Source organism: Streptomyces sp. NPDC050161 (assembly GCF_044460025.1).
Taxonomy (GTDB): Bacteria; Actinomycetota; Actinomycetes; order Streptomycetales; family Streptomycetaceae; genus Streptomyces.
This window is the reverse complement of sequence record NZ_JBITJM010000010.1, coordinates 157,368-180,642: the sequence shown is the minus strand read 5'-3', so window position 1 is coordinate 180,642 and position 23,275 is coordinate 157,368. Positions and strand designations below refer to the sequence as shown.

Genomic DNA, 23,275 nt, shown 5'->3' with positions numbered 1-23,275 from the left:
GTGGACACCGCTCCGGCGGCCGGCGCCGCGTCTCAGGTCAGCGACGTCGCCCTGAAGTCATCAGGGACCAGTTGCAGCAGCTCCTCGCGGCTGGGCGCGGCATGCCGGCTCAGGCGCCCTGCCTGGCGCGTCACGAGGGACTCGAAGACCTTACGGGCGTAACGGGCGTTGCCGAAGGAACGGTCGCGCGGGACCGAGGCGAAGTGCTCGTGCAGCAGCGCCTCCAGCTCCGGAGCGCAGGTGTAACCCCCCGCCTTGGCCTGCCGGTTGATGATCACCACCAGTTCGTCGGCGTCGTAGTTCCCGAACTCGACCCGCTGCGAGAAGCGGGAGGTGAGCCCCGGGTTGGAGGCGAGGAAGGACCCCATCTCCTCCTCGTAGCCGGCGGCGATGACGACGACGTCGTCGCGGTGGTCCTCCATCAGCTTGACCAGGGTGTCCACCGCCTCCTGCCCGAAGTCGGAGCCGCCGCGTTCGGACGGCGTCAGGGTGTACGCCTCGTCGATGAACAGCACCCCGCCGCGCGCCTTGTCGAACGCCTCCGTGGTCATCTGCGCCGTGTGCCCCACGTACCGGCCGACCAGGTCCGCGCGGGCCACCTCCACCACCTGCCCGCCGGCCAGCACACCCAGCGCCTTGAGCAGCTTCGCGTAGAGCCGGGCGACGGTCGTCTTGCCCGTACCGGGAGGGCCGACGAACACCAGGTGCCGGCTCAGGGAGGGGGACGGCAGTCCGGCGGCCTCCCTCTGCCGCGCGTTGGCCAGCAGGTGCACCAGGTCGGAGACCGAGCGCTTGGCCTCGGCGAGACCGACCATCTGCTCCAACTCGCCCAGCAGTACCTCCAGTTGGCCTTCATCACCGCCCGCCGCGTGCGCCCCGACGCCGGGCCCCGCCACCTCGCCCAGGTCCTGCGCCAGCAGGCGGACCATGTCGGCGGGGGAGGCGTCGGGCTCGTTCGCCAGACGGAACGCCTGCCGGTCCACCATCTCCTCGAACACACCGCGGGCGGCCCGCGCGTTGCCGAAGGTCTCGTCCCGCGTCATCTGCCGGAAGAGCGCCGACAGACCGTCCTTGGCGGCCGGGTCGAGGGCGTACTGGTGCCGGGCGCAGATGGTCTCGACGATGGTCACCAGCTCCTCCACCGTGTAATTGGGGAACTCCACGGTCCGGTTGAACCGCGAGGCCATGCCCGGGTTCGACGACAGGAAGCTGCGCATCTGCGAGGAGTAGCCGGCGGCGATGACGACGACGTCGTCGCGGTGGTCCTCCATCAGCTTGACCAGGGTGTCCACCGCCTCCTGCCCGAAGTCGGGGCCGCCGGAGCCGGACTGGGCGGTGAGGGTGTACGCCTCGTCGATGAACAGCACCCCGCCCAGCGCCTTGGTGAACGCCTCCGTCGTCTTGATCGCCGTACCGCCGACGACCTGCGCCACCAGGTCCTGGCGCGCCACCTCCACCAAATGCCCGTACCGCAGGACCTCCAGCTCGGCCAGGATCGTGCCGTACAGGCGGGCCACGGTGGTCTTGCCGGTGCCCGGCGGTCCCGCGAACACCAGGTGCCTGCTCATCGGCGGCACCGTCATGCCCATCTCCTCGCGGCGCCTGGCCATGCGGTTGAGGCTGACCAGCGTGGTCACCTCGTGCTTGACGGACGCCAGGCCGACCAGCTCCGCCAGCTCGTCCAGAGGGGAGGGCGGCGCCTCCTTGCCACCCGCGCCCTTCGTGTCCTGCGCGTCCTTCGCGTCCTGACCGGTCGCCGCGGGCCGCTGTTCGTCCGCACTCCCCGTGGCCCTCGTCGCCTCGTCCCAGGCGGCGCTGCCCGCGCCGGGCACGTCCGCCCCGGCGTTGTCGTCGTCCCCGCGCCCGGCGCGCGGCGCCTCGTCCCGGGTGTCGTCCCGGTCCGTGCCGTGCGCCGCCGCGAGCCCGGCGTCGCCGTGGATGTCCGGCACGCCGTTGCCGCGCGACATGACCTGCTCCAGCACGGCGTTCTCGCTCACCACCGTGCGGTGCACACCGGCCCGGCCGTTCTCCCACGTCGACACGTCCCGCAGCGCGAACTGCTCGCCCGTGTGCGTCAGGACGCCGTCCCCGCGGTTGCCGAAGACCTCGCAGCCGGTGAACGTGCCCGAGCCGCCGGCCGCCACCAGGATGCCGTTGCGGTCCCCGTCGTGGAAGCGCGAGCGGGCCACCACGACGTGCGCGCCGGAGCCGACCGACAGGCCGTCGCCGCCGGTCCCGGCGACATCGCAGTCCCGCAGCCGCACCGACGCCTTCCCCGTGACGGCGATCCCGGCCGCCCCGCTCTGCCGTACGACGATGAGGTTCAGGCGGGCGCGGGCCTCGCCCGACACCTGCACGCCGCCCCGCCGGGTACCGGTGATCTCCACATCGTCGAACCGCCCCTCGCTGGTGTCGCACGCCTCAAGGCCGTGTGCGCCGCCGCCCGTCAGCACCGCGCGGCGCAGCGTCGGCCGGGCGTCCTCGGCCACCCGCAGCCCGACGCCCAGGGGCTCGGTCACCGTCAGCCGGTCCAGCTCCGGTGTGCAGTCCTGGGTCAGCTCCACGCCGGTTCCGCGGACATCGGCGACCCGCAGGTCCACGAAGACCGGCCGGGCCGCGCCGCCCACCCACAGGCCGGTGTCCTCGCTGGCGTCGACCTGGCAGTCCTCGAACCTGCCGCGCGCCGAGTCGGTGACCTTCAGGCCGCGCCCCGCGGTGCGCGCCACCCGCAGCCGCCGCACGAGCGGGTCGGCGTGCTCGGTGACCGTCACACCCTCCTTGCCGGTCTCCTCGACGTGGCAGTCCTCGATCAGCACCTGGTTGCGGCTGGCTATGTGCAGGCCGACGGCCTTCGTGCGGTGGATGCGGCAGCGCAGCAGGCGGGTCGAGCTGTCGTCCTCCAGGGCGACGGCCGGCTGAGCGGTGCCGGAGAAGTCGCAGTCCTCGATGGTGCCCTGGCCGTGGCCGCTGACGAACAGGCCGTTGCCGCGGGCGTCGCGCACGGTGCACCGGCGCACCAGCGGATCGCCGTGCTCCCCGATGACGATGCCGGACGCGCCCAGGTCGGCCAGCCGGCAGTCCTCGACGACGCTCTCGGCCTCGCTCGTGATGACGATGCCGGCGCCCTTCGGGTTGGTCACGTCGCAGTCGCGCATGGCGAGCGTGCCCGCGTCCCTGGCCAGGACGGTGGACCAGGCCGTGCCGCTGATCTCGCAGCCGTCCAGCTCCAGTTGGCCGTCGGCCACGTCCACGGCCGGGCGTTCCTCGTCGCTGCCGTGCACGACGAGACCGGTCAGCTTCACGGCCTCGGCGGCCACGGTGACCGCCGACCCGGTCCGCGGAGTGATCCGCACCGTGCCGCGGCCCTGTGCGGCGATGACGGTCACCACACCGGTGAAGACCAGCGCCTCGGCGTACCGGCCCGGAGCGACGGTGATCAGCGCGCCGTTCGGCGCCGCCTGCACCGCCTCCGCGATGGTCGTGAAATCCCCGGACCCGTCTGGCCCCACGGCCAGCACCTGACGGCTCATCGCCGCTAACTCCCTCCAGGGCCCGGCGCCGTGGCGGCGCCGGGCCCGAACGTGCTCACTCTGCGCGGCATTCGGCCTTCACCTGGGAGGCGGCGACGTGTGCCTGCGTCGGCCCGTCATCGTCCCAGTCCTGCCCGGCGTTGGTCAGGCGGAGGGTGAACCGGCCGCCCTCCACGTGGACCGTGGTGCCGGGCACCCAGGTTCCCTTGTTGTGCGGCTGGTCGATGTGGAAGCCGGCGAGGTCGCCGCCGTACGCCTTGGTGCCCTTGTGCACCGAGTATCGCGCGGAAGAGCCCCCCACCTCCAGCGGGCTCTTGCCCTGGGGTATGTAGACCGAGATGCGGCAACTGGCAGATTTCATCCCGGAATTGAACTGCCAGTACGCGGTCACGTCCGAGTCCGGCTTGTCCGCGTCACCGGACATCGGCAGCGCCCGCACCCCGCCCTGGCAGCTCCCGGCCGACGAACCCCCGGTCCGCGTCAGCCAGCCGTCCTTGCCGTCGCCGTACGCGCCGATCTCGTGGTACGAACTGCTGCCGCTCGCGCCGCAGGTCGGCCCCGCGTACGCGGTGAACGTGTGGGCCGCCGTGGTCTGCGAGCGGGTCTCGGCGTGGGTGCCCTTGTCGTCCGGCGCGTCCGCCTTCTTCCCGTGGCCGTCCCCGCCGGTGGCCGCGTGGGCGCCCGCGTTGCCATCGGTGTGCGGGCCGCTCCCGCTCCCGCCGCCGCTGGTGCCGCCGGTGCCGCCGCTGCCGTCCCCGGCGCCGTTCCCTGAGGTGTGGTCGCCCGCCCGGGGTGCCCTGCCGCTGTCGTTCTGGGCGGCGCCGGGGACCGGCACGAAGCCCCTGCCGCCGTCGCCGCCGTTGTCGGGCATCGGCAGGGCCGCGTTGCCGCCGGCGCCCGCGTGCGAGGAGGCGAAGGCGTTGCTCAGCGCGGAGATGGCGAACGGGGAGGCCAGCAGGACCACACCGGCCAGCGCCGCGCCCGCCACCACGCCGGGGGAGACCCGGCTGCCGTCGGCCTTGGCGTCCGCCCCCGCCGCGGCATCGGTACGGCGGAACAGCCCGAGGCCGCGCCGCCCGCCCGCGGCTGCCGCGCCGCCCTGCTTGCCCGCCCCTTTCCCGGCCCGCTGCGGAGACGCGTCGGATGCCGCCGCCGCGGAATCGTCGGACGCGGCAGGCACGGCCGACGCCTGGGCGGCATCGCCCCCGGCGTCCCGCGCGGCTGCCGGAGCCTCCAACTCCGCTGCCGATTCTGCTGTTTCCGCTGTTTCCGCTGACTCCGTCTCCTCCGCCGCGCCGGGCAGGGGCGCGTCGGGGCGCAGCACGGTGGTATCGGAGCCGGAACGGGAACCGGTGGCCGTCGGCCCGCCCTCCGGGCCGTCCGCGGGCGCGTCGGGGCCCGTGCCCGCAGGCGCCTCCGTCTCCGGCTGCTGTTCCGGGCGCAGGGTCAGGCCGTCGGCCGACCCCTTCACGGTGTCCGCGGACGCGGACGACGTGCGCGCGCCCGTGGCGGCGGTGTGCCGGTCCTGTTCCTGCCGCGGCGCGGCGGATGCGGACGCGTCGGTCACGGGCGCGGACGCCTCGCCGGTGGCACCGGCGCCACCGGCTTCTTTCGCGCCTCGGGAGTTCGCCGTCTCGTCGGTCATGGTGAGTTCCGCTTCACTCGTCGGGTGTTGGGGGGTAGGTCGCCGCTCAGGAGTACTTCTGGAGCACCTGGTCCAGGTCCACGTTGAGTGCGTCGGCCCATTTCTTGAGGCCGTCCGACTCCTGGCCGGCGTCCGGCTGGCCGGTCTGCTGACCGGTTTGGCCGGCCTGCTGTCCGGTGGCGTCGTGGGGGACGTCATCGGGGTGCTGCGGACGCGGCCCGTGCCGGCCGATCGCGTCCGTCGGCACGTCGAGGTGGAGGAGCAGCGCAGCGCCCGCCCCGCCGCCCTCCCAGTGGACCAACTCGCCCATCGCGTCGGCCTGTTCGGGGGAGAGCTGCGGTCTGACGTAGCGGTCGGCGAACTCCTGCCGGGACAGGCGCTCGCCGTGCACCAGGACGCCGTCGTCGTCGGTGGCGGTCAGGTGCCAGGTCTGCCGGCCGTCCGTCACCTCCGTCTCCTGGGCCGTCAGCAGGGCGTCGAGCATGGTGTCGAGCTGGGCCGGGTCCGCCTCCTCGGGGCGGTGCGGCGGGAAGTACCAGCCGGAGTCGACGCGGACCGCGCCCTCCCGCACGCCGCCGGTGCCGCGCAGCACCGCCTCCGGGGAGAAGCGCAGTTGCAGGGCGTACGTGAGGGTGAAGGTCTCCTCGAAGACATCCTTGCCGGAGATCTTCGGCAGCCCGAACGTGTCGAAGGTGTCGTAGGTGGCCAGCTTCACGACCAGGTCGACGGAGGCCGGCTCGTGCCGCAGCCAGTGCACGGTGCGGTCGACGGAGTTCTTCTGCAGCGCGAGCTGGCCGCCGGAGTCGTGCTCCAGGGAGCGGGTCAGCGCCGAGGAGAACGACAGGCCCTGGGTGACGGGACCGCCGAAGTTGCCGGTGGCGCCGCCGCTCACCTTCGTGCCGCGGCTGTCGACGGACGCGTCGATGTCGTTCTGGAAGTCGTAGTCGGCCCGCTCGCCGGTTCCCTTGTGCCAGCCGTCCGCGTAGCCCTGGTACCTGGGGACGAACGAGACGCTGAGCTGCCCGTGCGTGAACGTGGCCACGCCGCCCTCGGCCGACAGGCGCACCCGGAACGTCGAGGTCTGCGTCGTCGGGGTGCCGAGGCCCGCCCTGGCCACGTGACGGGCCATCTCGCGGGCGCCCATCAGGTACTTGAGCTGTGTGTGACCGCCGTGCGCGGGGTCGGCGAAGAGCCCGGGGCCGCCCCGGTGCCGGGCGAGCCGTGCCATCAGCTCGGTGAACAGCGCGGGCGCGGCCGTCTCGTCCATGTCCACCAGCACGTCGTGGCGCTGGAACTCCCGTGTGCCGATGGGGGACAGCGGCGCGCGCTCCTCGACCAGCGGGTCCGGCAGCTCGGACCGCGGTACGAGGACGTCCTCCCGCACCGGCAGGGTGATCTCGTGCGGGGCGTCCTTGCCGGGCGAGAGCCAGTCGGCGGCCTTGGCGATGCCCGCCTTGACGACGTGCGCCTTGCCCAGCAGCAGGGCGTTGACCAACTGCGAGGCGTGCGAGGAGGTTTCCACGGACAGCGTGAGTGTCCCGTCGGCCTGGTACAGGCACAGGTCCTCTTCGGATGTCGTGTACCCGTCGTGCCTGCGGATCATGACGCTGCTGTTGTTGGAGCTGCTCGTGGACTTGCTGAACGTCAGGGCGGCCGAACCGGATCCGCCCAGCGACTTCGTGCCCGACCCGCCGAGCGAGACGCCCTTGGCGCTGGTGCTGCCGTGCGTGAACTGTTCCTCGACCCGGGTGTTCGACTGGAGGTAGCGGGAGAGGACGCCGGGCGCGGTCCGGTCCGCGAAGCGGGCGTCCGCCGGGTCGCGGTCCATCCGGATGGAGACGTCGACGTAGGTGTGGCGGCCGACGCCGTCGGTGCGCACCCGCACGGTCAGCCCGGTGTCCAGCAGCAGGCTGGACAGCGTCCGCAGCGATCCGCCGTCCAGGATGCTGTCCCCCATGGACGAGAGCGCGCTGCCCGGCTCGTTGAGGGAGTGGACGGGGCCGAGCGTTCCCGGGGCGGCCTCGGTCAGCAGCGTGACGAGATTGCTGATCACCTGGTGGGTGAGGGTCGGTGGCAGCGCGGTGTGCCGCTCGTCCTGGGACAGTTCGGTGCCGGAGAGGTCCTGCGTGCTCTCCTCCTGCCCGCCCCGGTCCCGGTCGGTGACGGGGGCGAGTCCCGTCGTCATCGACATGACCGGCAGGCGCCGCAACGTCGGTGGCACGCCGGCCTCTTCGGCCGTCCGCACCGTCATCTCGGGGCGCTGGAACGTCGCACCGCCCGGCAGGTGCAGCGTGCTGCTGAGCCCCTTCGCCTGCCAGGTGCCCAGCATGTTGTGCTGCGTGACGGCGACGTTCAGCTGCCAGACGACGTCCATGGCGTAGTGCTTGTTCGGCAGCGTCATCTCGAAGAACTGGCCGGGGTGGGTGTCGTCCACCTCGATGCCGGCCCGCCCGGTGGAGCGGCTGCGCGACGCCGTGAAGCCCAGCGACCCGTCGCCCGTGGTGTCGCCGTTCTTCCCCTCGTACGCCAAGCTCGTGCCCGCGCTCTGGCCGTTGACGGTGGTCACCTGCGTCTTCTGGGTGTAGCGGAGCATGTACTCGTTCAGGCCGAAGGTGGACAGCTCCTGCGTCCCGTCGGCGAGCTGCTTCCGGTTGCCGGTGACGGCCTGCGCCACCAGGTACACGTGGGTGTCGGCGAACTCGTGGCCCACGACGAAGCGGCCGGGCAGCGCGTTCGACTCGCTGTGGAGCGCCCCCTTGAGCTGGTCCGTCGTCACCAGGTGCTGGAGGTACGAGGCGACGTACGGGGGCACGTTCAGCTCGGCCATGAGCTGGGCGGCGGATTCGCGCAGGGCGCGTGCGTGGTACGCGTGGTCGACGCGGTCGCTCGGCCGGAGGCGCTCCTGCACGAAGTGCGCGGGCAGTTCGACCGGGGCGAAGGTCAGCGTCCTGCCGTTCCACGTCGGCGCCGGCGCCCGCTGCGGGACCGGCGGCGGTGTGCCCGCGTCGTCCTGGCCCCGCCCGTCCTGCGCGGGCGGCAGCTCGGACAGCGACTTCGGCACCAGGTACTGCACGCCGCCGTGCCGGGTGTCGAGGAGCGGCGCGCCCTTCGACGAGCCGGATCCGGTGACCTTTTCGGCGTACACCGAGATGTCGTAGCTCGCCGGGTAGGAGTCGTGCCACATCGGCCCGGACGCGTTGGTGCCGTTGTGCGCGAACGCGTACGTCGTGATGCTGTTCATCAGCGAGACGTCCCGCCCGCGGGAGAGGGACAGGTCGGCAGGTGTGAACGTCAGCCCGCCACCGGACTCGGACAGCCCGAAGCCCACCGAGAGGGACTGTCCGTTGCCCATGGACGAGGCCATGGCCAGCCAGTTCCAGTGGGTCGGCCAGTTCTGCACGGTGGCGTTGCCGACCGGCAGGCGCCAGGCGGAGTGGTCGCCGTCCCCGCCGGGGTGGCGCGTCCCCTTCACCTCGAAGTGCAGCAGCAGCTGCGTGCCGTCGTCGCCGCGCGGGCCGAGGAAGGTGAGGTGGATGCCGTCGTCGAACAGCTCCGTGGTGTTGCGGGACAGCTCGTTCACATGGAAGTTGACCTCCAGGAAGCGGTTGAGCTGTTCCAGGTGCTGCGTCCGGTGCCGGTGGGACCTGTGGGTGAAGCCGACGTTCTTCTCGGCCGTGACCGCGCTGTGCCGGAAGTGGTCCACGAGGTGCGTGAGGCCGGAAACCCCGAATCCCTCGTACAGACCGAACGCCGGCGGGCTCGGCGGCGGCGTCGTCAGCTCCCGGGGCGGCTGCGCGCCGTCGTGCCCCATGGCGTGCGCCAGGCGGTACTCGAAGAGGCTCGCCAGGTGCTCGGGGACGTGGACGACCACCCGCACCGGGACGGACTGCGACGGCATCGCCGGTGCACCGACCGGGGTCAGACCGGCCTCCATGGTGACCCTCACCTCGTACGGGACGCTCTTCCCGTTGAAGCAGACGGTGCTCAGCGTGCCACCGGTGTTGCCCTCCGTCAGCGACATGGAGTCGTTGCTGCTCAGCCCGAAGGAGAACGGGAACGAGAGCGCCGGGCTCTCGTCCGACAGGTCGGGGCCGACGCTGAGGTCCAGCTCGAACGCCTTGCCGCCGCCCTTCGACGTGCTGTGGAACACCGACTTCCACATCCGGACGTTGTTCGCCAGACCCACGTCGACCGGATCGCCGCTCCGTTTGACGGACAGCACGTCGACCCGGACCTCCGACGCGTAGTGGTGCCCCTGGCTGTAGACGGCGGGCAGCTTGGTCGAGCTGAGCATGCGGGAGAAGTTGGCGATCGTGGCCATCTCGCCGAACCAGCTGTCCAGGAAGACGCGCGCCCGCGTGCCGGGCCCCATCCCTGGATACGGGCCGGTCAACTGCGGTACCAGGGCGTCCTGTCCGCTGCTCTCCCGGGGGAGGAAGAAGAGGTCCTGGAGCGCGCGGTTCACCTTGCGCCGCTCGGCCGCGTTCCTGGGGGTGACCTCCCATGCGTGGTCGGTGTGGTTGGCCTCGTGCCCGGTCAGCTCGCGCGGGAAGGACACCTCCACCGGTACGGTCTGCTCGCTCCTGCCCGGCCGCTCGGCCTTCGGGACGCCGTGCAACTCCAGCTTCAGGGCGGCGTCCTGGAACGCGAAGTGCTCGTGGTCGCCGCCGAGCACCACTTCCGGGCGGTCGTAGGAGTTGGTGAGGAAACTCTGCCCCTGGGACGCGCTCGACGAGCCCGTGATCTTCAGCGCCAGCTTCACCGCGGCGGACAGGGCGGGCGGGGCGACCGTCGTGCTGCTGGTCAGGGAGCGCGCCTCGCCGGTCGTATGGGTGCCGCCCGCCTGGCGGTTGAGGATCGCCTCGCGGTGCCCCTTGATCTTCGCGCCGTACGGCAGCGGTTGGCCGGCCCCCGTGCCGTTGCCCGGGGCCCGGCGGGGCAGAGGGGAGACGTGCTCCCGGGACAGTCCGCCGAGCCGCAGCGTCGCCCGGTACTTCGTCTGCCGGTCGTCGCCCAGGTCGAGCTTCAGCCCCTCCTTCGACAGGAGCTTGCGGGCCAGCAGCGGGCCGTCCGTACCGGATATCTGCCGCCACACGTCGTCGGCCAGCTTGTTGGCCAACGCCTCCTGGCTGCCGTCCTTCAGCGTCGTACCCGACCGCACGACCGCGGACTTGACCAGGGCCTTGAGCGCGTCGGGACGCCGGCCGGGGGAACCGAAGGGAATCTCCCCGACCCGCAGCACCCGGCCGAACTGCCCCAACGGGTAGTGCCCTTCGTGCCCGAAACCGGAGGGTACCTGCGGGGTGTGGGGGGTGAGGGAGGAGTTCTGGTCGGGGGTGGAGCGGGGGTTGGGGTCAGGGTCCGGATCGGGGGTGGGGTCGGGGTCGGGGTCGGAGTGGGGGCTCTCCTGTTGCTGGTCCTGGCCCTGGTCGTCCTGGTCCTGGCCCCGCTCTTGGTCCTGGTCTTGATCCTGCTCCCGCTCCTCGTGACCGGCGTGCTCATCGTGCTCGTCGCGGCCGTCGCGGCCGTCGCGGTCGTCGTGGCCGTCGCGGCCGTCGACATGGAACCGGAGCGGTGAGCCGTCGGTGTCCGCGCCCTCCCACCGGGACAGTTCGCCCAGATGCGCGTACTGCTCCGGCGTCAGGTGCGGGCGTACGTACCGGTCGATGAAGTCCTGCCGGCTGAGAAGCTGATCGCGTACCCGGACGTTGCCTTCGCCCGCGCCGGTGACGTGCCAGGTGCTGCCGCTCTCCGTGGCCGACGTCTCCTGGGCGGTATGGAGGGCTTCGAGCATGGTGGCGTTGTGCTGCTCGTTCGCGTGGTGCGGTGCGAGGTACCAGCCCGAGTCGACCCGGATCGCCGCCTCGGTGATGCCGCCGACCTCGCGCAGCACCGCCTCGGGCGAGTACCGCAGTTGGAGCATGTCGTCGAGGACGAAGCTGTCCTGGTAGACGTCGTTGTGGGTGAAGGATCCCAGGTCGAAGCGGTCGAGGTTGCTGTCGGCCGACAGGTGCACGTCCACCTTGACCGCGGTGGGGCTGTGCCGCAGCCAGTGCACGGTGCGGTCGACGGACATGGTGGGGCGCGAGGTGAAGCCGCCGCTGTCGTGGGACTCGGTGCGGCCCTGGCGGAACTTCCCCGACAGGCCCTGGGTCATCTTTCCCGTGGCGGCGGTGAAGTTGGAGGTGACGCCGCCGCCGATGCCGGCGTCCTTCCCGGTCGCGTACGACTGGGTGTTGTACTGGTACCGGTAGTCGGAACGTTCGGCGGTGCCCTTGATCCAGCCGTCCGACGAACCGAGCCCGAGCTGGGTGAAGGTGACCCGCAGCTTCCCGTAGGTGAGCGTCGTGACACCGCCTTCGGTGGTCAGGCGCGGGGCGAGGGTGCTGTCCTCGTTGGTGGCGCCGCCGAGACCGGAGCGGTGCAGGTGCCAGGCGAGTTCGCGGGAGTTGAGGAGCTGGCGGAGCTGTTCGCGGCCGGCCTGCCCCTTCTCCGCGAACTTCTGCGGCGCGCCGTCGTGCTCGCTCAGCTTCTTCATCAGGTCGTCGAAGAGCTTCCGCGACGCGGACTCGTTCATGTCCACCAGCACGCCGTGGTGGCGGAATTCGTCCTTGCCGATGGACATCGGGGTCTGGGGCTGCGGCTGTGGCTGGGGCTGCTGCTCGGCTTGCTTGAGGAGGGCCGGGGGCAGTTCGGAGCGGGCGACCACGACTTCTTCCCGTACGGGGAGGGAGAGGGTGTGCGCCCCGTCGTCGTGCGCCGTCACGTACTGCCACAGCGAATCGGCGCCGCTCTTGAGCGAGGCGGCCTGGCCGAGGAGGAGAGTGTTGACCAACTGGGAGGCGTGGTGGGCGCTTTCGACGGTGAGGTCGATCGTGCCGTCGACCTCGTAGACGTACAGCTCTTCCTCGCCGGTCGAGTAGGCGTCGTGGCGACGGATCATGATGGCGTCGCTGTTCGAGAGGCTGGTGCTCGTGGACTTGCCGAAGGAGAGGGAAGGCGAAGCGCCGTCGCTGCCGAGACCGCCGGAGCCGCTGCCGCCCGCCGTGCCGGAGTTCTTGACGGAGTGGACGGTCGCTTCCTCGCTGCGCGTATGGGACTGCGTATAGCGGGAGATCATGCCCTTCGACGTCTTGCCGGTGAAGCGCGCGCCGCTGTCGTCCCGGGTCAGCTGGGCGATGACGTTGGTGTAGGTGTGGTGGCCGAAGCCGTCCGTCCGCATGCGGACGTGCACTCCCGTACCGCGCAGCACGCTGCTGAGGCTTTGCAGGGTGCGGGAGTCGAAGAGGGTGTCGCCCATGCTCGTCAGCGTGGTGCCGGGCGAATCCAGGTGGTGCGCGGGGCCGAGGGCGCTGGGTGAGTTCTTCTGGAGGAGCTGCCCCAGGTTGTGCAGGATGGTGCCGGTCAGGGGCCGGGGGAGTACGTCGTCCTGCCGGGGGCGCGGTTCCCGGCCCTCGTGCTCACTCCCGTCCTCCCGTTCCTCCAGGTCCTCCCGGCTCTCGTGGCCGTCGCCGTCGCCGTCGGTGGTGCGGGGGGCGAGATCCACGGTCATGGCCGTCAGCGGGAGGTGGGGCAGCCGCTCGGGGACCTTGGCCTGATCGGCCGTCAGGTGGGTGAACTCGGGGCGCAGATACGAGACGCCGCCCTCGACGTGCACGTCCTTGACCAGGGTCTGCGGCTCTCCCCACGAGCCGAGCATGTTGGTGTCGCGCTGGATGACGCTCAGCCGCCAGATGACGTCCGCCTCGTGCTGGCGGTGCGGCAGCGTCTGGTCGACGAACTGGCCGGGGTGGATGTCGGTCACCGTGACGGTGGCCTTGCCGTGCGAGACGGCCTTGCTTCCGGACGCGTCGCCCGAGCCGCCACCTGACTTGTCACCGTCCTCGCCCGTGCCGCTCAGTGAGATGCCGAGCCCGTGGGAGTTGGTGCGTACGGTCTTGTCGGTGCTGGTGAAGCGGCTCATGCCTTCGTCCAGCGTGAAGTTCGACAGTTCCTGGGTGGTGCCGAAGGTCCTGTCGTTGACGGTGATCGCTTGGACGACGAACTGCACGTTGTTGTCGGTGAACCGCTTCTCGCGCACCAGACGTCCGGACGACGCCTGCGCGTCGCGGTTGAGTATGCCCTTGAGCTGGTCGGGTGTGAGCAGCTTCTCCACGTAAGGGACCGCGTCCTGCCGGGGGATGCCCATCTTCCGGAACATCTCCGCCGCCTCGCGCTGGAGCCGGCGCGCACCGTGGACGTGGTCGATCCGGTCCTGGGGCCGGATGCGGTTCTCCGTCGCGTCCTGCGGCGGCTTGAGCGGCGGGTACTTCTTGTCCCTGCCGAACGCTTCGGGCGCCACGTCCACGGAGGTGACCCGGTGCTCGTCCGCCGTGGGGGAGGCATGGTCCTCCTCGACGGTGAGCGACTTCGGCACCAGGTAGTCGGCGCGGCCGTCCACCTGCTTCTTCAGCACCTGCTTCTCGTCCAGCACCGTGGTGCCCGACACGTGCTCGGCGTCCACGCTCAGTTCGAAGACCACCGGGTAGGAGTCGTGCCACATCTCCCCGGAGGTGTTGGCGCCCATGTGGGAGAAGCCGTAGGTGGTGATGCCGTCGGACTGGGTGTGCTCGCGGCCCCGGGAGAAGAACGCGTCGGCCGGGGTGAGGGTGATGCCGTCGGTGATGTCGCCGGACAGCGTCGTGCCGATCGTGAACGACTGGCTGCTGGTCCGGCTCTGCGAGTCGGACAGCCAGGCCCAGTTCGTCGGCCACTTCTGCACGGTGGCGTCCTTGACCGGCAGCCGCCAGGCGTGCGCGTGTGCCTCCTCGCCGGGCCCGGCGGGGCGTGCCGTGACGCCGAAGTGCAGCAGGAGTTGGCCCTTCTTGCCCTTCGGGCCGCGGAAGGTGCGCTGGACGCCGTCGTTGAGTACGTCGGGCGCCAGGTGGGAGACCTGGTCCGGGTGGAACTGGGTGTTCAGGAACTCCTTGAGTGCCTGCCGGGACTCGCGTTCCGTCCTGACGCTGCTGTGCTCGAACTTCAGGAGCGTCTCGGCGCGCCGGCCGGCGTGGAGGAAGGTCTGCGGCAGGTCGGCGAGCCCCTTGAGGCCGAAGACGCCGAAGAGCCCGCGGGACGGGGGTGTGGGCGGCGGGGTGTGCTGCTGCCCGTCGGTGGAGTGCTCGCCTCCGGCGTCGTGCTCCTGGGTGACCCGGCCGCCGCCCTCCTGCGCCACGGTCGCCAACTGCTGCTCGAAGTGGTCGGCGAGGTGCTCGGGGACACGGATGACGACGACGGCCTCCCGGGTGTGGGAGAAGTCCCCGCGGCCCACCGGGTTCAGGCCGGCCTGCACGTTCAAGGTCAGCTCGTACGGGACGCTGCGGCCGTTGAAGCGGGTCGTGTTGACCATGCCGCCGGTGTAACCCTCGGTCAGCGAGGCCGAGTTGCTGGTACCGAGGCTGAATCCTGCCGAGAACGACAGCGGCAGCATGTCGGGCCCGAGGACGACCGTGCCGTCGACCGACTTGCCGCCGCCCTTGGAGGTGGTGTGGAACACCGAGTTCCAGTCGCGGGTGTTGCCTGCCACCCCCACGTCGGTGGCATCGCCGAGGCGCCGTACGGACGTGACGCCGCTGCGCACTTCCGAGGTGTAGTGGGTGCCCTTGTGGGCGAAGGACGGCAGTGACGTGCCGCTGAGCATGCGGTGGACGTTCCACAGCGTCGACTGCTCGCTGAGCCAGTTGTCCAGCAGCCGCCGCGGCCCCGATTCCGGCCCCATCGACGCGTACGGCTTCGTCAGTTCGGCGGCCAACGGCGCCTGGCCGTAGCTGTCCTGGGCGATGAAGAAGGTGCTCTGCACGGCCTCCGCGAGCTTGCGCCGCGCCTCCTGGGTGCCGCCGCTCTCCACGCCCCAGGGGCGGTCGGTGCGGTTCGCCTCCGGGTCGGTCAGCTCGGTCGGGAACGACACCTCCAGGGTGCCTTCCGTGGTGCCCGTCCAGGTGGGGCCGCCTGCGGTGCGGCGGATGTCGACGGAGAGCGAAGCGCCGTCGAAGCCGAAGTGCTCGCGGGTGCCGGCGAAGTTCAGCTCCGGGCGCACATAGGTGTTGGTGAGGTTGCTGTGCCCCTTCGACGCGCTGGCGGAGCCGGTCAGGGTGACCTTCGGCTTCACCGCCACGGCGTCCGCGGGCGAGGCGTGCGTGGTGGTGACCGACACGCTGCGGCTGTTGCTCACCGTCGTGCTGTCGCCGGAGTTGTAGTTGACCGACGCCTCCCGCTGGCCCTTGTCGCGCTCGCCGTGCAGCAGCTGCTGGGTCGCCTTCGTGTGCGTGGCCGCGCCCGTCGCCGGGGTGGCCGACGCGGCGTGCTGCGGCGGCGCGTTGAGGTGCTCCGCCGTGTTGCGGTCCACGTCGGACAGCCGCAGGGTGACCGAGTACGGGTTGCTGAACCGGCCCACCGGCGCGGTCAGCGTCACCCCGCCCTCGTCGAAGAGCTGCCTGGCTAGCTCCTGCCCGTCGTCGCCGGACAGCTCCCGCCACAGCCGGTCGGACAGCTGGTTCGCCAGCCGCTCGCGGTTCTTGGCCGACAGACGCCCCGGCCGGCCGTCGATCGCCGACTTGACCAGCGAGTGGAGCCCGGCCGGACGCTCACCGCCCCCACCGAAGGCGATGTCCCCGAAGCGCAGCACGTGCCCGAACTGCCCCAGCGGATAACGCCCGTCACGCCCGAAGCCGTACGGGACCTCGAAGGACTTCGGGGCGGATTCCTGCTGCCCGCCACCGGGGGTGCCGTCGCCGTCCTCGTCGGTGGGGTGGGTGTGCTGGGAAGTCTGGTCGCCGTCCGTGGCGTCGTCGTGCTCGGTGTGCTGTTCGTCCTGCTGTACCTGCGGCACCTGCGCCTGCTGCTGCGGGCCTGGCAGCTCATGGGGTGTGTCATCCGACGGCGTATCGGACACGGTCCTGGTCATGGCCTGATAGTGCGAGCCGCCGCGCTCGAAGAACACGTACAGCGGGCCGTTCGTGGCGTCGGGGGCCGTCGCGTAGATCGGCTGCCCCTTCTCGACGACCGTGAGGTTGACGTCGAGCGCGTTGGCCACGAGCTGCGGGAGGTTGTCGGCGAACGGGGAGTTCCACAGCCTGGTTTCCGCGGCGGCCTCAACGATGAGCCGCCTGGTTCCCAGCCGCTGCGCCGCCTGCGGGGTCGGCGCCAGCTGCAGCAGGTGCGCGTAGTTGCTGCCGGAAAGCAGCTCCTGCCACGTCCGCCGCGCGGCAGGGCTTGCGCCGCCGCCGTGGTCCAGAAGCTGACGAGCCGCCTGCCGCTCCTGCCCCTGGTCCGGGAACAGGTCGTGCAGCACGACATCGACGGGATCCTCACCGAGGAACCCGGCCGCATCCGTCTCACCCTTCGTGTGCGTGGCCACGCGGTCGCGCAGATCCTGGACGGAGAGGTGCCGGATGTCGGGCAGCACGTTCTGCCGGTGCGCGCTCACCAGGACGGACGTGAACAGGCAGTCGCCGTTCCCCGGCACCCGCAGCACGTGGTACGCGTCGCCCGCCACCATGTGCTCGGTGACGACGCGGCGCTCCTCGGTGGCTACCGGGTGCGGCGGGAGCGGGTCCGGCGTGTGCGGGACGTTCGGGGAGTGCTGCTCCGTGGCAGCAACGGGCGGGTTCAGATCACTCCACTTGTTGCCGGGCGGTGGTGCCGTCTCCTGCTGCGGATGCGACTCCTGCTGCGGCTGCGGCTGCGGCTGTGGATGCGACTGCGGGTCTTGCGTTTGCTCATCGGAGGTCTTCTCGGACGTCGTCGATGCCGTTGACGTCGTTGACGTCGTTGATGCGGTCGACGTCGTCGAGGTCTGCTGTGGGGTCCGGCTGTCCTCGTGGTCCGTGGGCCGGTTGTTGTCGGATTCCGGGGACGAGGACGTCACGACCTTCTTCGGCTCACCGGTTTCGCTCGTGGCCGGTTCCGGACCGGTCGTGGACTCCGTCTTTGAACTGTCCTGATTCTGGGACGTGTTCGGGGTGTTCGCCGTGCTCGCCGTGCTTGCTGCGTTCGTCGTGCTCGCCGTGTTCGTCGTGCTCGTGTGGGTCGGCGTGGGGGCCGTCTGCTGTCCGGTCAGGGACGCGGCGTGAGCGGTGGCCGTGTGCTGGAGATTCGTGCTCTCCTCGCTGCTGCCGCCCTCGCTCTTCTCGCTCTCACTGCTGTGCGTGGACGCGCTGTCCTCGTCCTCGGCGTAGTGCCCGCGGCCCGGATCGTTCCCGCCGTTCCCGTTCCCGTTGCCGTCGCTGCCGCCACTGCTGCTGTTGTTGTTGCCGCTGCCGTTGTGCTGCGAGGAGTTGGACTGCGTGGGCGTGGTGTGGCTGTTCGTCCCGGAGGCGCCGGAGCCCGAGTGCGTGCCGGAGGTCTGCTGTTGCTCGTTGCCCGAGCCCGAGGGGTCCGGCGTGGTGTTCTGCTGCCCGTCGCCGGCGGTGTCCTGGGCGGGGTAGGTGTTCTGGTCGGTGGTCGTGGCCAGGTTGCGGGTGTCGGAGACGGCCTCTGCGGATGCGGTGGGAACCGGCGCCGGTATCGCCGTGCCGTTGACGGCGCCGGTCAGTTTGGACGCCGCGGCGATGCCGCCGATGGTCGCGCCGTGCGTGGCCCCCTCGGCGAAGGCGGCCGATGCGCCGGTCATCGGGGAGACCTTGAAGCTGTGCTCGTCGGAGAAGAGCAGGTTGTAGAAGCCCTCGGAGAGGTAGCCCTGGCCGGCCACCGCGGCGCTCATCCCGGCGAAGTGACTGCTCTTGGTGATGACGTTGTCGTGGTGCTGCTGAATGCTCTTGAGCGTGGTCTCGGGCAGCTTCGCGAGCGAGTGGTGCACCGCGGGGTCGATGTGCCCGCCGCCGTTGTTCTTGAGGGTGTCGCGCAGCGTCTGCCGGCTCTCGGTGCCCCAGCTCTTGGCGAACGCGTTCCCGTAAGCGTTGCCGAGACCGCGGGCGCTCTGCTCGCCCAGCGTGTCCTTGAACGCGTGGGCGAAGGCGTCCCCGAAGTCGTCGCTGAGCTTCTTCGTCGCCGCCGCGCCGAGATGCTTGCCCTGGCCTGAGCCGCCGAGGGGCCGGAGCAGGTCGTCGGCGTTCTTCGTGATGACGTCCTGGATGCCGTGTGTCAGCGACTTGACGGTGGCGTCCTTCGCCGTGTCGATGGTGTGGGACAGGTCCTTGGTGATCTGCTGGGCTACGTCCTTGGCCACCGTGCCGCCGAACAGGTCGGCCAGCTTGTTGCCGACCTTCCCGCCGAACATCGACAGCGGCCCCTCCAGAAGGCCGTCGAGCAGTCCGCCCAGCGCCGCGTCCTTGGTCAGGCTCTTGTCCCAGACGTGGCGGGTGCCCTTGCCCATCTGGATGCGCTGCGCCAGGCCGTCCAGGGCGACGCCGATGGTCTCGTTGATGACGACGTGCATGACCAGCTGCTGGAACAGGGTGCGCATCAGCTGTTGCAGACTGAAGCCGGCCTTCGCCTTGATCTCCGGGATCCGCTCGTACTGGAACGTGACGATCGCGACCAGGATCTCGATCAGCATCTCGGTGATCTGGAGAATCGCCATGATCTTCATGTACTCGACGTTGACCGCGGTGGTCTTCGCCATCTTCTCCAGGCCGCCGGTGATCTCCTGACCGGCCTTGACGTAATTCTGGCCGCCCGAGGTGAACTGCGCGACGGACTCCGCGTACGCGTTGGCGGTGTCCATCTCGAAGCTGTCGCGGACGGACTGGGTGACCCGCACCACGTCGTGCGGCAGCTGTTCCAGGAGCCGACGGGTGTGCCCGTAGATCTCGCCCATCGCGTTCAGGGCGTCCTCGTCCGCGTTGGGGAGCGGGGAGCCCGTCAGGACGAGGGCGATGCCACGGAACGCGTCGGACACATGGATGGTCATGGGGTCACCGCATCCGATGCTTCATGCGGTTGGCCTCGGCCAGGTTGAGGTCCTCGGCGTTGACGAGCGACTTCTGCGTGCCGAGGGTCTGTTCGGCGGTCTGCTGGAAGGCGATGGACAGGTTCGTCAGCAGTTCCTCGCACGCGTCGGCGGCCGGGACGAGCGTCTTCCTGAGCTGGTCCGCGGTGTCGTCGCCGTAGCCGCAGGCGGCGCCGGTCAGGCGGTTGGCCGCCTTCGCCTGGGTGAGGATGTCGCCGGTGATGCGGGACAACTCGTCCGTCTGGAAGGCGCCGTGCGCCATGCCGCCCAGATCGGCTGCCATGTAATCGGCCATGACCGTCTCCCTTCGTCCACATCACATCCACTCGTACGTCCGGCATCCGGATGCCGGTCCGCCGTGCCGCGCGGGTGCCGCCCGCGCGGCACGGCCGCTGTCTCTTCCGGGGCCGGGGCGCGGCCACCGGTGTGCTATCCCTGCTGGCCCGGCAGAGCCCCTCGGGTGAACGCCGCGATCACGTCGTCAAGCGTGGAACGCCCCTCGGCCGCCGCCCGCAGGTCGAGTCCCTCGGGCATGTGCGGCGCCATGGTCCGCTGCGCCGCTTCGGAGGCTTCCTCCTGCGCCCGCTGGACCGTCTCCAGCAGCGCCTTCGACAGCTCAGCGGCGGCCATCGACCGGTAGCGGGTGCTGTGCAGCTTGATGCCCGTCACCCGTCCCCTGGCGTCAGCCGTGACGCTGAGCAGATGATCCTTGGCCGTGGCCGTCACGCTGACCCGGCCGAGACTCTCCCGTGCCTCCTTCGCCTGCACGCGAGCCGCCTCCAGACGTTCCAGGGCGTCCTCCATACGGGCCTGGAGCGGATTGCCACTCATCGGTCTCTCCCAGGTACGAGGTGTCGGCATACAGTTCGGCGCCGGTGCCTGGCCGGCCCAGCACGGTGGGGGCGAGTTCCGGGTCGGTGCCCCACACGGAGGCGTCCTCGGCGAGCCAGGTCGTGCGCTCGCGCTCCTGGTTCTCCTGGCCCTTCCCGCCCATCCCGTTGGCCATCGGCGGGAACAGCGGGACGCCCGAGCCGCTCTTGCCGGTCGACGAGGTGGACATCGGCCCGCGGACGCCGTTGGAACCGTTCGTCCCGGAGCCGCTGTTGCCGCTGGAGGTGGTCGGCAGGGCACCGGATCCCGTTCCTGTCCCCGTACCGGCGCCGGTCCCGGTGCGGCCGGAGGAGAGCGGTGGCGGCGTGTAGTTCTTGATGTCGTGCGGCGTCCACCGCTTCAGGTCGGTCTGCCCGGGGCGTGGCGGCTTGTAGGTGATGGTCTTGTTGCCGTTGCCCGTGCCCCTGTTGGGGTTGGTGAGGCCGCTGTTGGGGTTCCGCCGGTTGATGTCGTTGTTGCCGGGGTTCAGGTTGCGCAGGTACGGCGGTACGTAGTGGTTCTGGTCGTTCTTGGTGTCGGTCTGGCCCGGGGGCAGGTCCTGCTTGTCGAGGTCGCCCGTGCCACCGGTGCCGTTGTCGCCGGAGCCGTGGTTCAACAGGTTCTTCAGCGCGTTGCCGTCGCCGTTGCCGGTCTGTCCCTCGCCGAGTCCGTTGCCGTCGCCAGTTTGGCCTTCGCCGAGTCCGTTGCCGTCCCCGGTCTGACCCTTGTCGAGGTCGCTCGAACCCGGCGGCTGGTCCTTGTCGAGGTCGCTCGAACCGGGCGGCTGGTCCTTGTCCAGGTCGCTCGATCCCGGCGGCAGGTCCTGGTCGTTCGAGCCCGGTGGCTGGTCCTTGTCGTCGGAGCCGGGCGGCAGGTCCTTGTCATCCGAGCCCGGTGGCAGGTCCTTGTCGCCCGAGCCCGGCGGCTGGTCGTTGCCGCCCGGCGGATTGCCGCCGTAGCCACCGCCGTTGATGGCGTTCTCGATGCTCGTCGGTACGGGCTTGAGCGAGAGCACCGCCCCGTTGTACGCCTGCGACAGCTTGACGTGGACGTCACCCACCATGCCGTCGAGGTACTGCTGGGCGGTCTTCAGCCACAGGTCCTTGGCCTTCTGCTCGATCAGGTCCCAGGTGCCCTGCTGGTCGACGTAGCCGATGTCCTGCCCGTCGAGGGTGAGCTTGGTGGTGCCCAGGCCGCCACCGGGATTGTCCTTGTGGTCCACGTTCAGGCCGGACAGTACTTGTTGCAGGGCCCCGGCGGGCGACCACGTCGGCTGGGATCCCCAGGTGCTGTAGATGTTCTGCATCTCGTTCACGGCGGCCCGCAGCCCGTCGCGCGCCTGGGCGATGCCGCCCAGGTAGCCGCCGGAACCGCCGGGGCCGCCGGTGAGGGTGTTGATCTCCTCGAAGGCCCGGGACAGGCGCAGCAGGACATCGGCGAACGCGGAGGACGCCGAGCCCTTCCAGCCGCTCTCGGGGGAGTCCAGCTTGGCCCGCCACTGGTCGATGCCGATGTGGAAGTTGTCGAAGTACTGGATGGCGGCCTTGAGTTGCTGCTCGGCGTTGGTGAAGCTGGGCTGCGAGGTCACGTCGGTCCCCGAGCCGGCCAGCGCCTGGAGGATGTGGTACGCGCCCATGTTGAACTTGGGCCAGGCCGCGTCCTTGCCGTCCGGCCCCTCGTCCCCGTCGAGCATGGCGATCCCCGCGGTGCGCGAGAGGCCGCGCCCGTCGTCGTACCGCGTGACCCACTGGCCCTTCCACGGGTCCTGCCCGAGGGCGTAGTTCCAGTAGGCATGGGTCCAGCGCGGCGCCGTCACGTCGGTCGCCTTCGGGATCTGTCCCGCGGTCGCGCCGGCCGACTGCCCGTCCTTGACGAACTTGTTCAGCAGGTCGGCCCAGTCCATGGGGTCAGCCAAGGGTCTGCTCCTGAGTGAGTTGCGGGCGGGAAGCGGAACGCGGACCAGGCACCGTTACCGGTCCTGCGGTCGTGACGGGCGGTCAGGGAGTGCTCTGGCCCTCGGGGTTCGTCTGACCGGAGTTGTTGCCCGAGGTGCCACCGGAGTTGGTGCCCGAACCCGAGCTTCCCTTGCCGCCCGTGGCCAGTGCGCTGCCGATGATGCTCTGCAGCTGCTGGGCCGTCAGCTCGGTGTTCTCGTCCTCGATGTTGCTCATGGCGGCGCTGGTGTTCATCAGCTGCACCATCATCTTGTCCGAGAGGGTGTAGGCGGTGTTCAGCTCGGTCAGCAGCGCGTTCGCCGCCTCGTTGAAACGCGTCTTCAGATCGACGGCCGGCTGGTAGTTGTCCCCGCCGGGCAGCAGCTTGTTGGCGCCCTGGAATGCCTTCAGGGTGACGCGTGCCTGGTCGGCCGCGTCGCGCAGGTTCGTCAGCTCGTTCGTCCGGAAACCCTCCAGGGTCTCCTTCGAGAACGTGATGGTGCCGTGGTCATCCGCCATTTTCGCTCCTGCGGGGTGAGAGCGCGCACGCGGCGCGGGCCGCGGTGATCAGCGCGGAGTACGAAGAGTAAGGGGACAGGGCCCGTAACGGAACGGGGGCCGGGTGCGGGCCGGCGTGCGGAACCGGGGTGGCCCGCACGCCGGTCGCGGGGGAGGTCAGACCGTGGTGTTCTGCCACTGCTTGTTCTGGTCGCCGTCCACCTGCTGGTAGTTCTGCGCCACGCGCGTCAGCGTCTTGTGGCCCATGCCCAGGGTCTCGCGCATGTCATCGACCTTGGCCATCCACTGTTGGTGCGCGTTGTTGTACGCCTCGATGGTCAGACCGTCCATCTCGCCCCGCACGGTCATGACCTGGCGGGACAGCTCCTCCAGGTAGTTCTCGATCTGAATGGTGTAGTTGACCAACTCCTGGCGCGTGTTGTCCATGACGCCGTGGTTGGCACTGAAATCCGCGAAGCTTCCGCCCATGGGGACATCCTCGATTCGATGGGGTGGTGGGGAGAGAGCAGCCGCCGGCCGGCGGCTCGGGGGCGGGCCGCCGGGTCAGACGCCCGGCCAGCCCTTGCCTTCCGCCGCGGCCTGCTCTTCGTTGGTCACGAAGTCCTTGTGCGTGGCGCCGAGTTGCAGCCCCATCTGCTCCAGGGAGTCCATCAGCGACTTGAGCTGCGTCTGCCAGGTCTCCAGCGCACCGCCGAACCCGTTCGACGCGTTGCCCGTCCAGCCCCCGGCCAGCGTCATCTTGCTGTTGGTGACGTTGGTCTGGATGTTGTCGCAGCTGTGATGCACGTTCTCGATGGCGCGGGCCGCGACCTGGAGGGCGTGCTCCGTACTCGTGAACTGGGCAACCATGCGA

General features: G+C 70.5%; 9 protein-coding genes. All 9 read right to left on the bottom strand.

The window, feature by feature from the left end; all coding sequences use genetic code 11:
- Positions 1-32: 32 nt before the first annotated feature.
- The 9 genes from ACIBK8_RS18780 to ACIBK8_RS18740 all read right to left on the bottom strand — a co-directional run bounded on the left by ACIBK8_RS18780 (position 33) and on the right by ACIBK8_RS18740 (position 23,271).
- Positions 33-3,530 (bottom strand): right-handed parallel beta-helix repeat-containing protein, encoded by a 3,498-nt coding sequence (locus ACIBK8_RS18780; protein WP_399042962.1) that lies wholly within the window; start codon positions 3,528-3,530, stop codon positions 33-35.
- Positions 3,531-3,585: 55 nt separating this feature from the next.
- Positions 3,586-5,175: a hypothetical protein gene (locus ACIBK8_RS18775; protein WP_399042961.1), complete on the bottom strand. Its 1,590-nt coding sequence runs from the start codon at positions 5,173-5,175 to the stop codon at positions 3,586-3,588.
- Between the two features lie 46 nt (positions 5,176-5,221).
- Positions 5,222-19,060: a hypothetical protein gene (locus tag ACIBK8_RS18770; protein ID WP_399042960.1), complete on the bottom strand. Its 13,839-nt coding sequence runs from the start codon at positions 19,058-19,060 to the stop codon at positions 5,222-5,224.
- A 4-nt stretch (positions 19,061-19,064) separates the two neighbouring features.
- Complete coding sequence (locus tag ACIBK8_RS18765) at positions 19,065-19,394, bottom strand: hypothetical protein (protein ID WP_399042959.1); 330 nt, start codon at positions 19,392-19,394, stop codon at positions 19,065-19,067.
- A gap of 134 nt (positions 19,395-19,528) precedes the next feature.
- Entirely contained in the window at positions 19,529-19,825 is a 297-nt protein-coding gene (locus ACIBK8_RS18760) for a YbaB/EbfC family nucleoid-associated protein (protein ID WP_393681979.1), read from the bottom strand.
- On the bottom strand, positions 19,782-21,884 hold the full coding sequence (locus tag ACIBK8_RS18755) for a WXG100 family type VII secretion target (protein ID WP_399042958.1): 2,103 nt from the start codon (positions 21,882-21,884) through the stop codon (positions 19,782-19,784). The genes ACIBK8_RS18760 and ACIBK8_RS18755 overlap by 44 nt, the downstream gene beginning before the upstream one ends.
- Before the next feature lie 82 nt (positions 21,885-21,966).
- The gene (locus ACIBK8_RS18750; RefSeq protein WP_399042957.1) at positions 21,967-22,422 is read right to left on the bottom strand and encodes a hypothetical protein; all 456 of its coding nucleotides are present in this window, start codon (positions 22,420-22,422) and stop codon (positions 21,967-21,969) included.
- A 156-nt stretch (positions 22,423-22,578) separates the two neighbouring features.
- A complete protein-coding gene (locus tag ACIBK8_RS18745) occupies positions 22,579-22,890 on the bottom strand; it encodes a WXG100 family type VII secretion target (RefSeq protein ID WP_393681974.1) in 312 nt (103 codons plus the stop codon).
- Positions 22,891-22,965: 75 nt separating this feature from the next.
- A complete protein-coding gene (locus ACIBK8_RS18740; protein ID WP_393681973.1) occupies positions 22,966-23,271 on the bottom strand; it encodes a WXG100 family type VII secretion target in 306 nt (101 codons plus the stop codon).
- Between the last annotated feature and the right edge of the window lie 4 nt (positions 23,272-23,275).

Bases quoted from the DNA above. Each gene is read 5' to 3' on its own strand.
- ACIBK8_RS18780 (WP_399042962.1), bottom strand. From the start codon at position 3,530: ATGAGCCGTCAGGTGCTGGCCGTGGGGCCAGACGGGTCCGGGGATTTC.
- ACIBK8_RS18775 (WP_399042961.1), bottom strand. From the start codon at position 5,175: ATGACCGACGAGACGGCGAACTCCCGAGGCGCGAAAGAAGCCGGTGGC.
- ACIBK8_RS18770 (WP_399042960.1), bottom strand. From the start codon at position 19,060: ATGACCATCCATGTGTCCGACGCGTTCCGTGGCATCGCCCTCGTCCTG.
- ACIBK8_RS18765 (WP_399042959.1), bottom strand. From the start codon at position 19,394: ATGGCCGATTACATGGCAGCCGATCTGGGCGGCATGGCGCACGGCGCC.
- ACIBK8_RS18750 (WP_399042957.1), bottom strand. From the start codon at position 22,422: ATGGCGGATGACCACGGCACCATCACGTTCTCGAAGGAGACCCTGGAG.
- ACIBK8_RS18745 (WP_393681974.1), bottom strand. From the start codon at position 22,890: ATGGGCGGAAGCTTCGCGGATTTCAGTGCCAACCACGGCGTCATGGAC.
- ACIBK8_RS18740 (WP_393681973.1), bottom strand. From the start codon at position 23,271: ATGGTTGCCCAGTTCACGAGTACGGAGCACGCCCTCCAGGTCGCGGCC.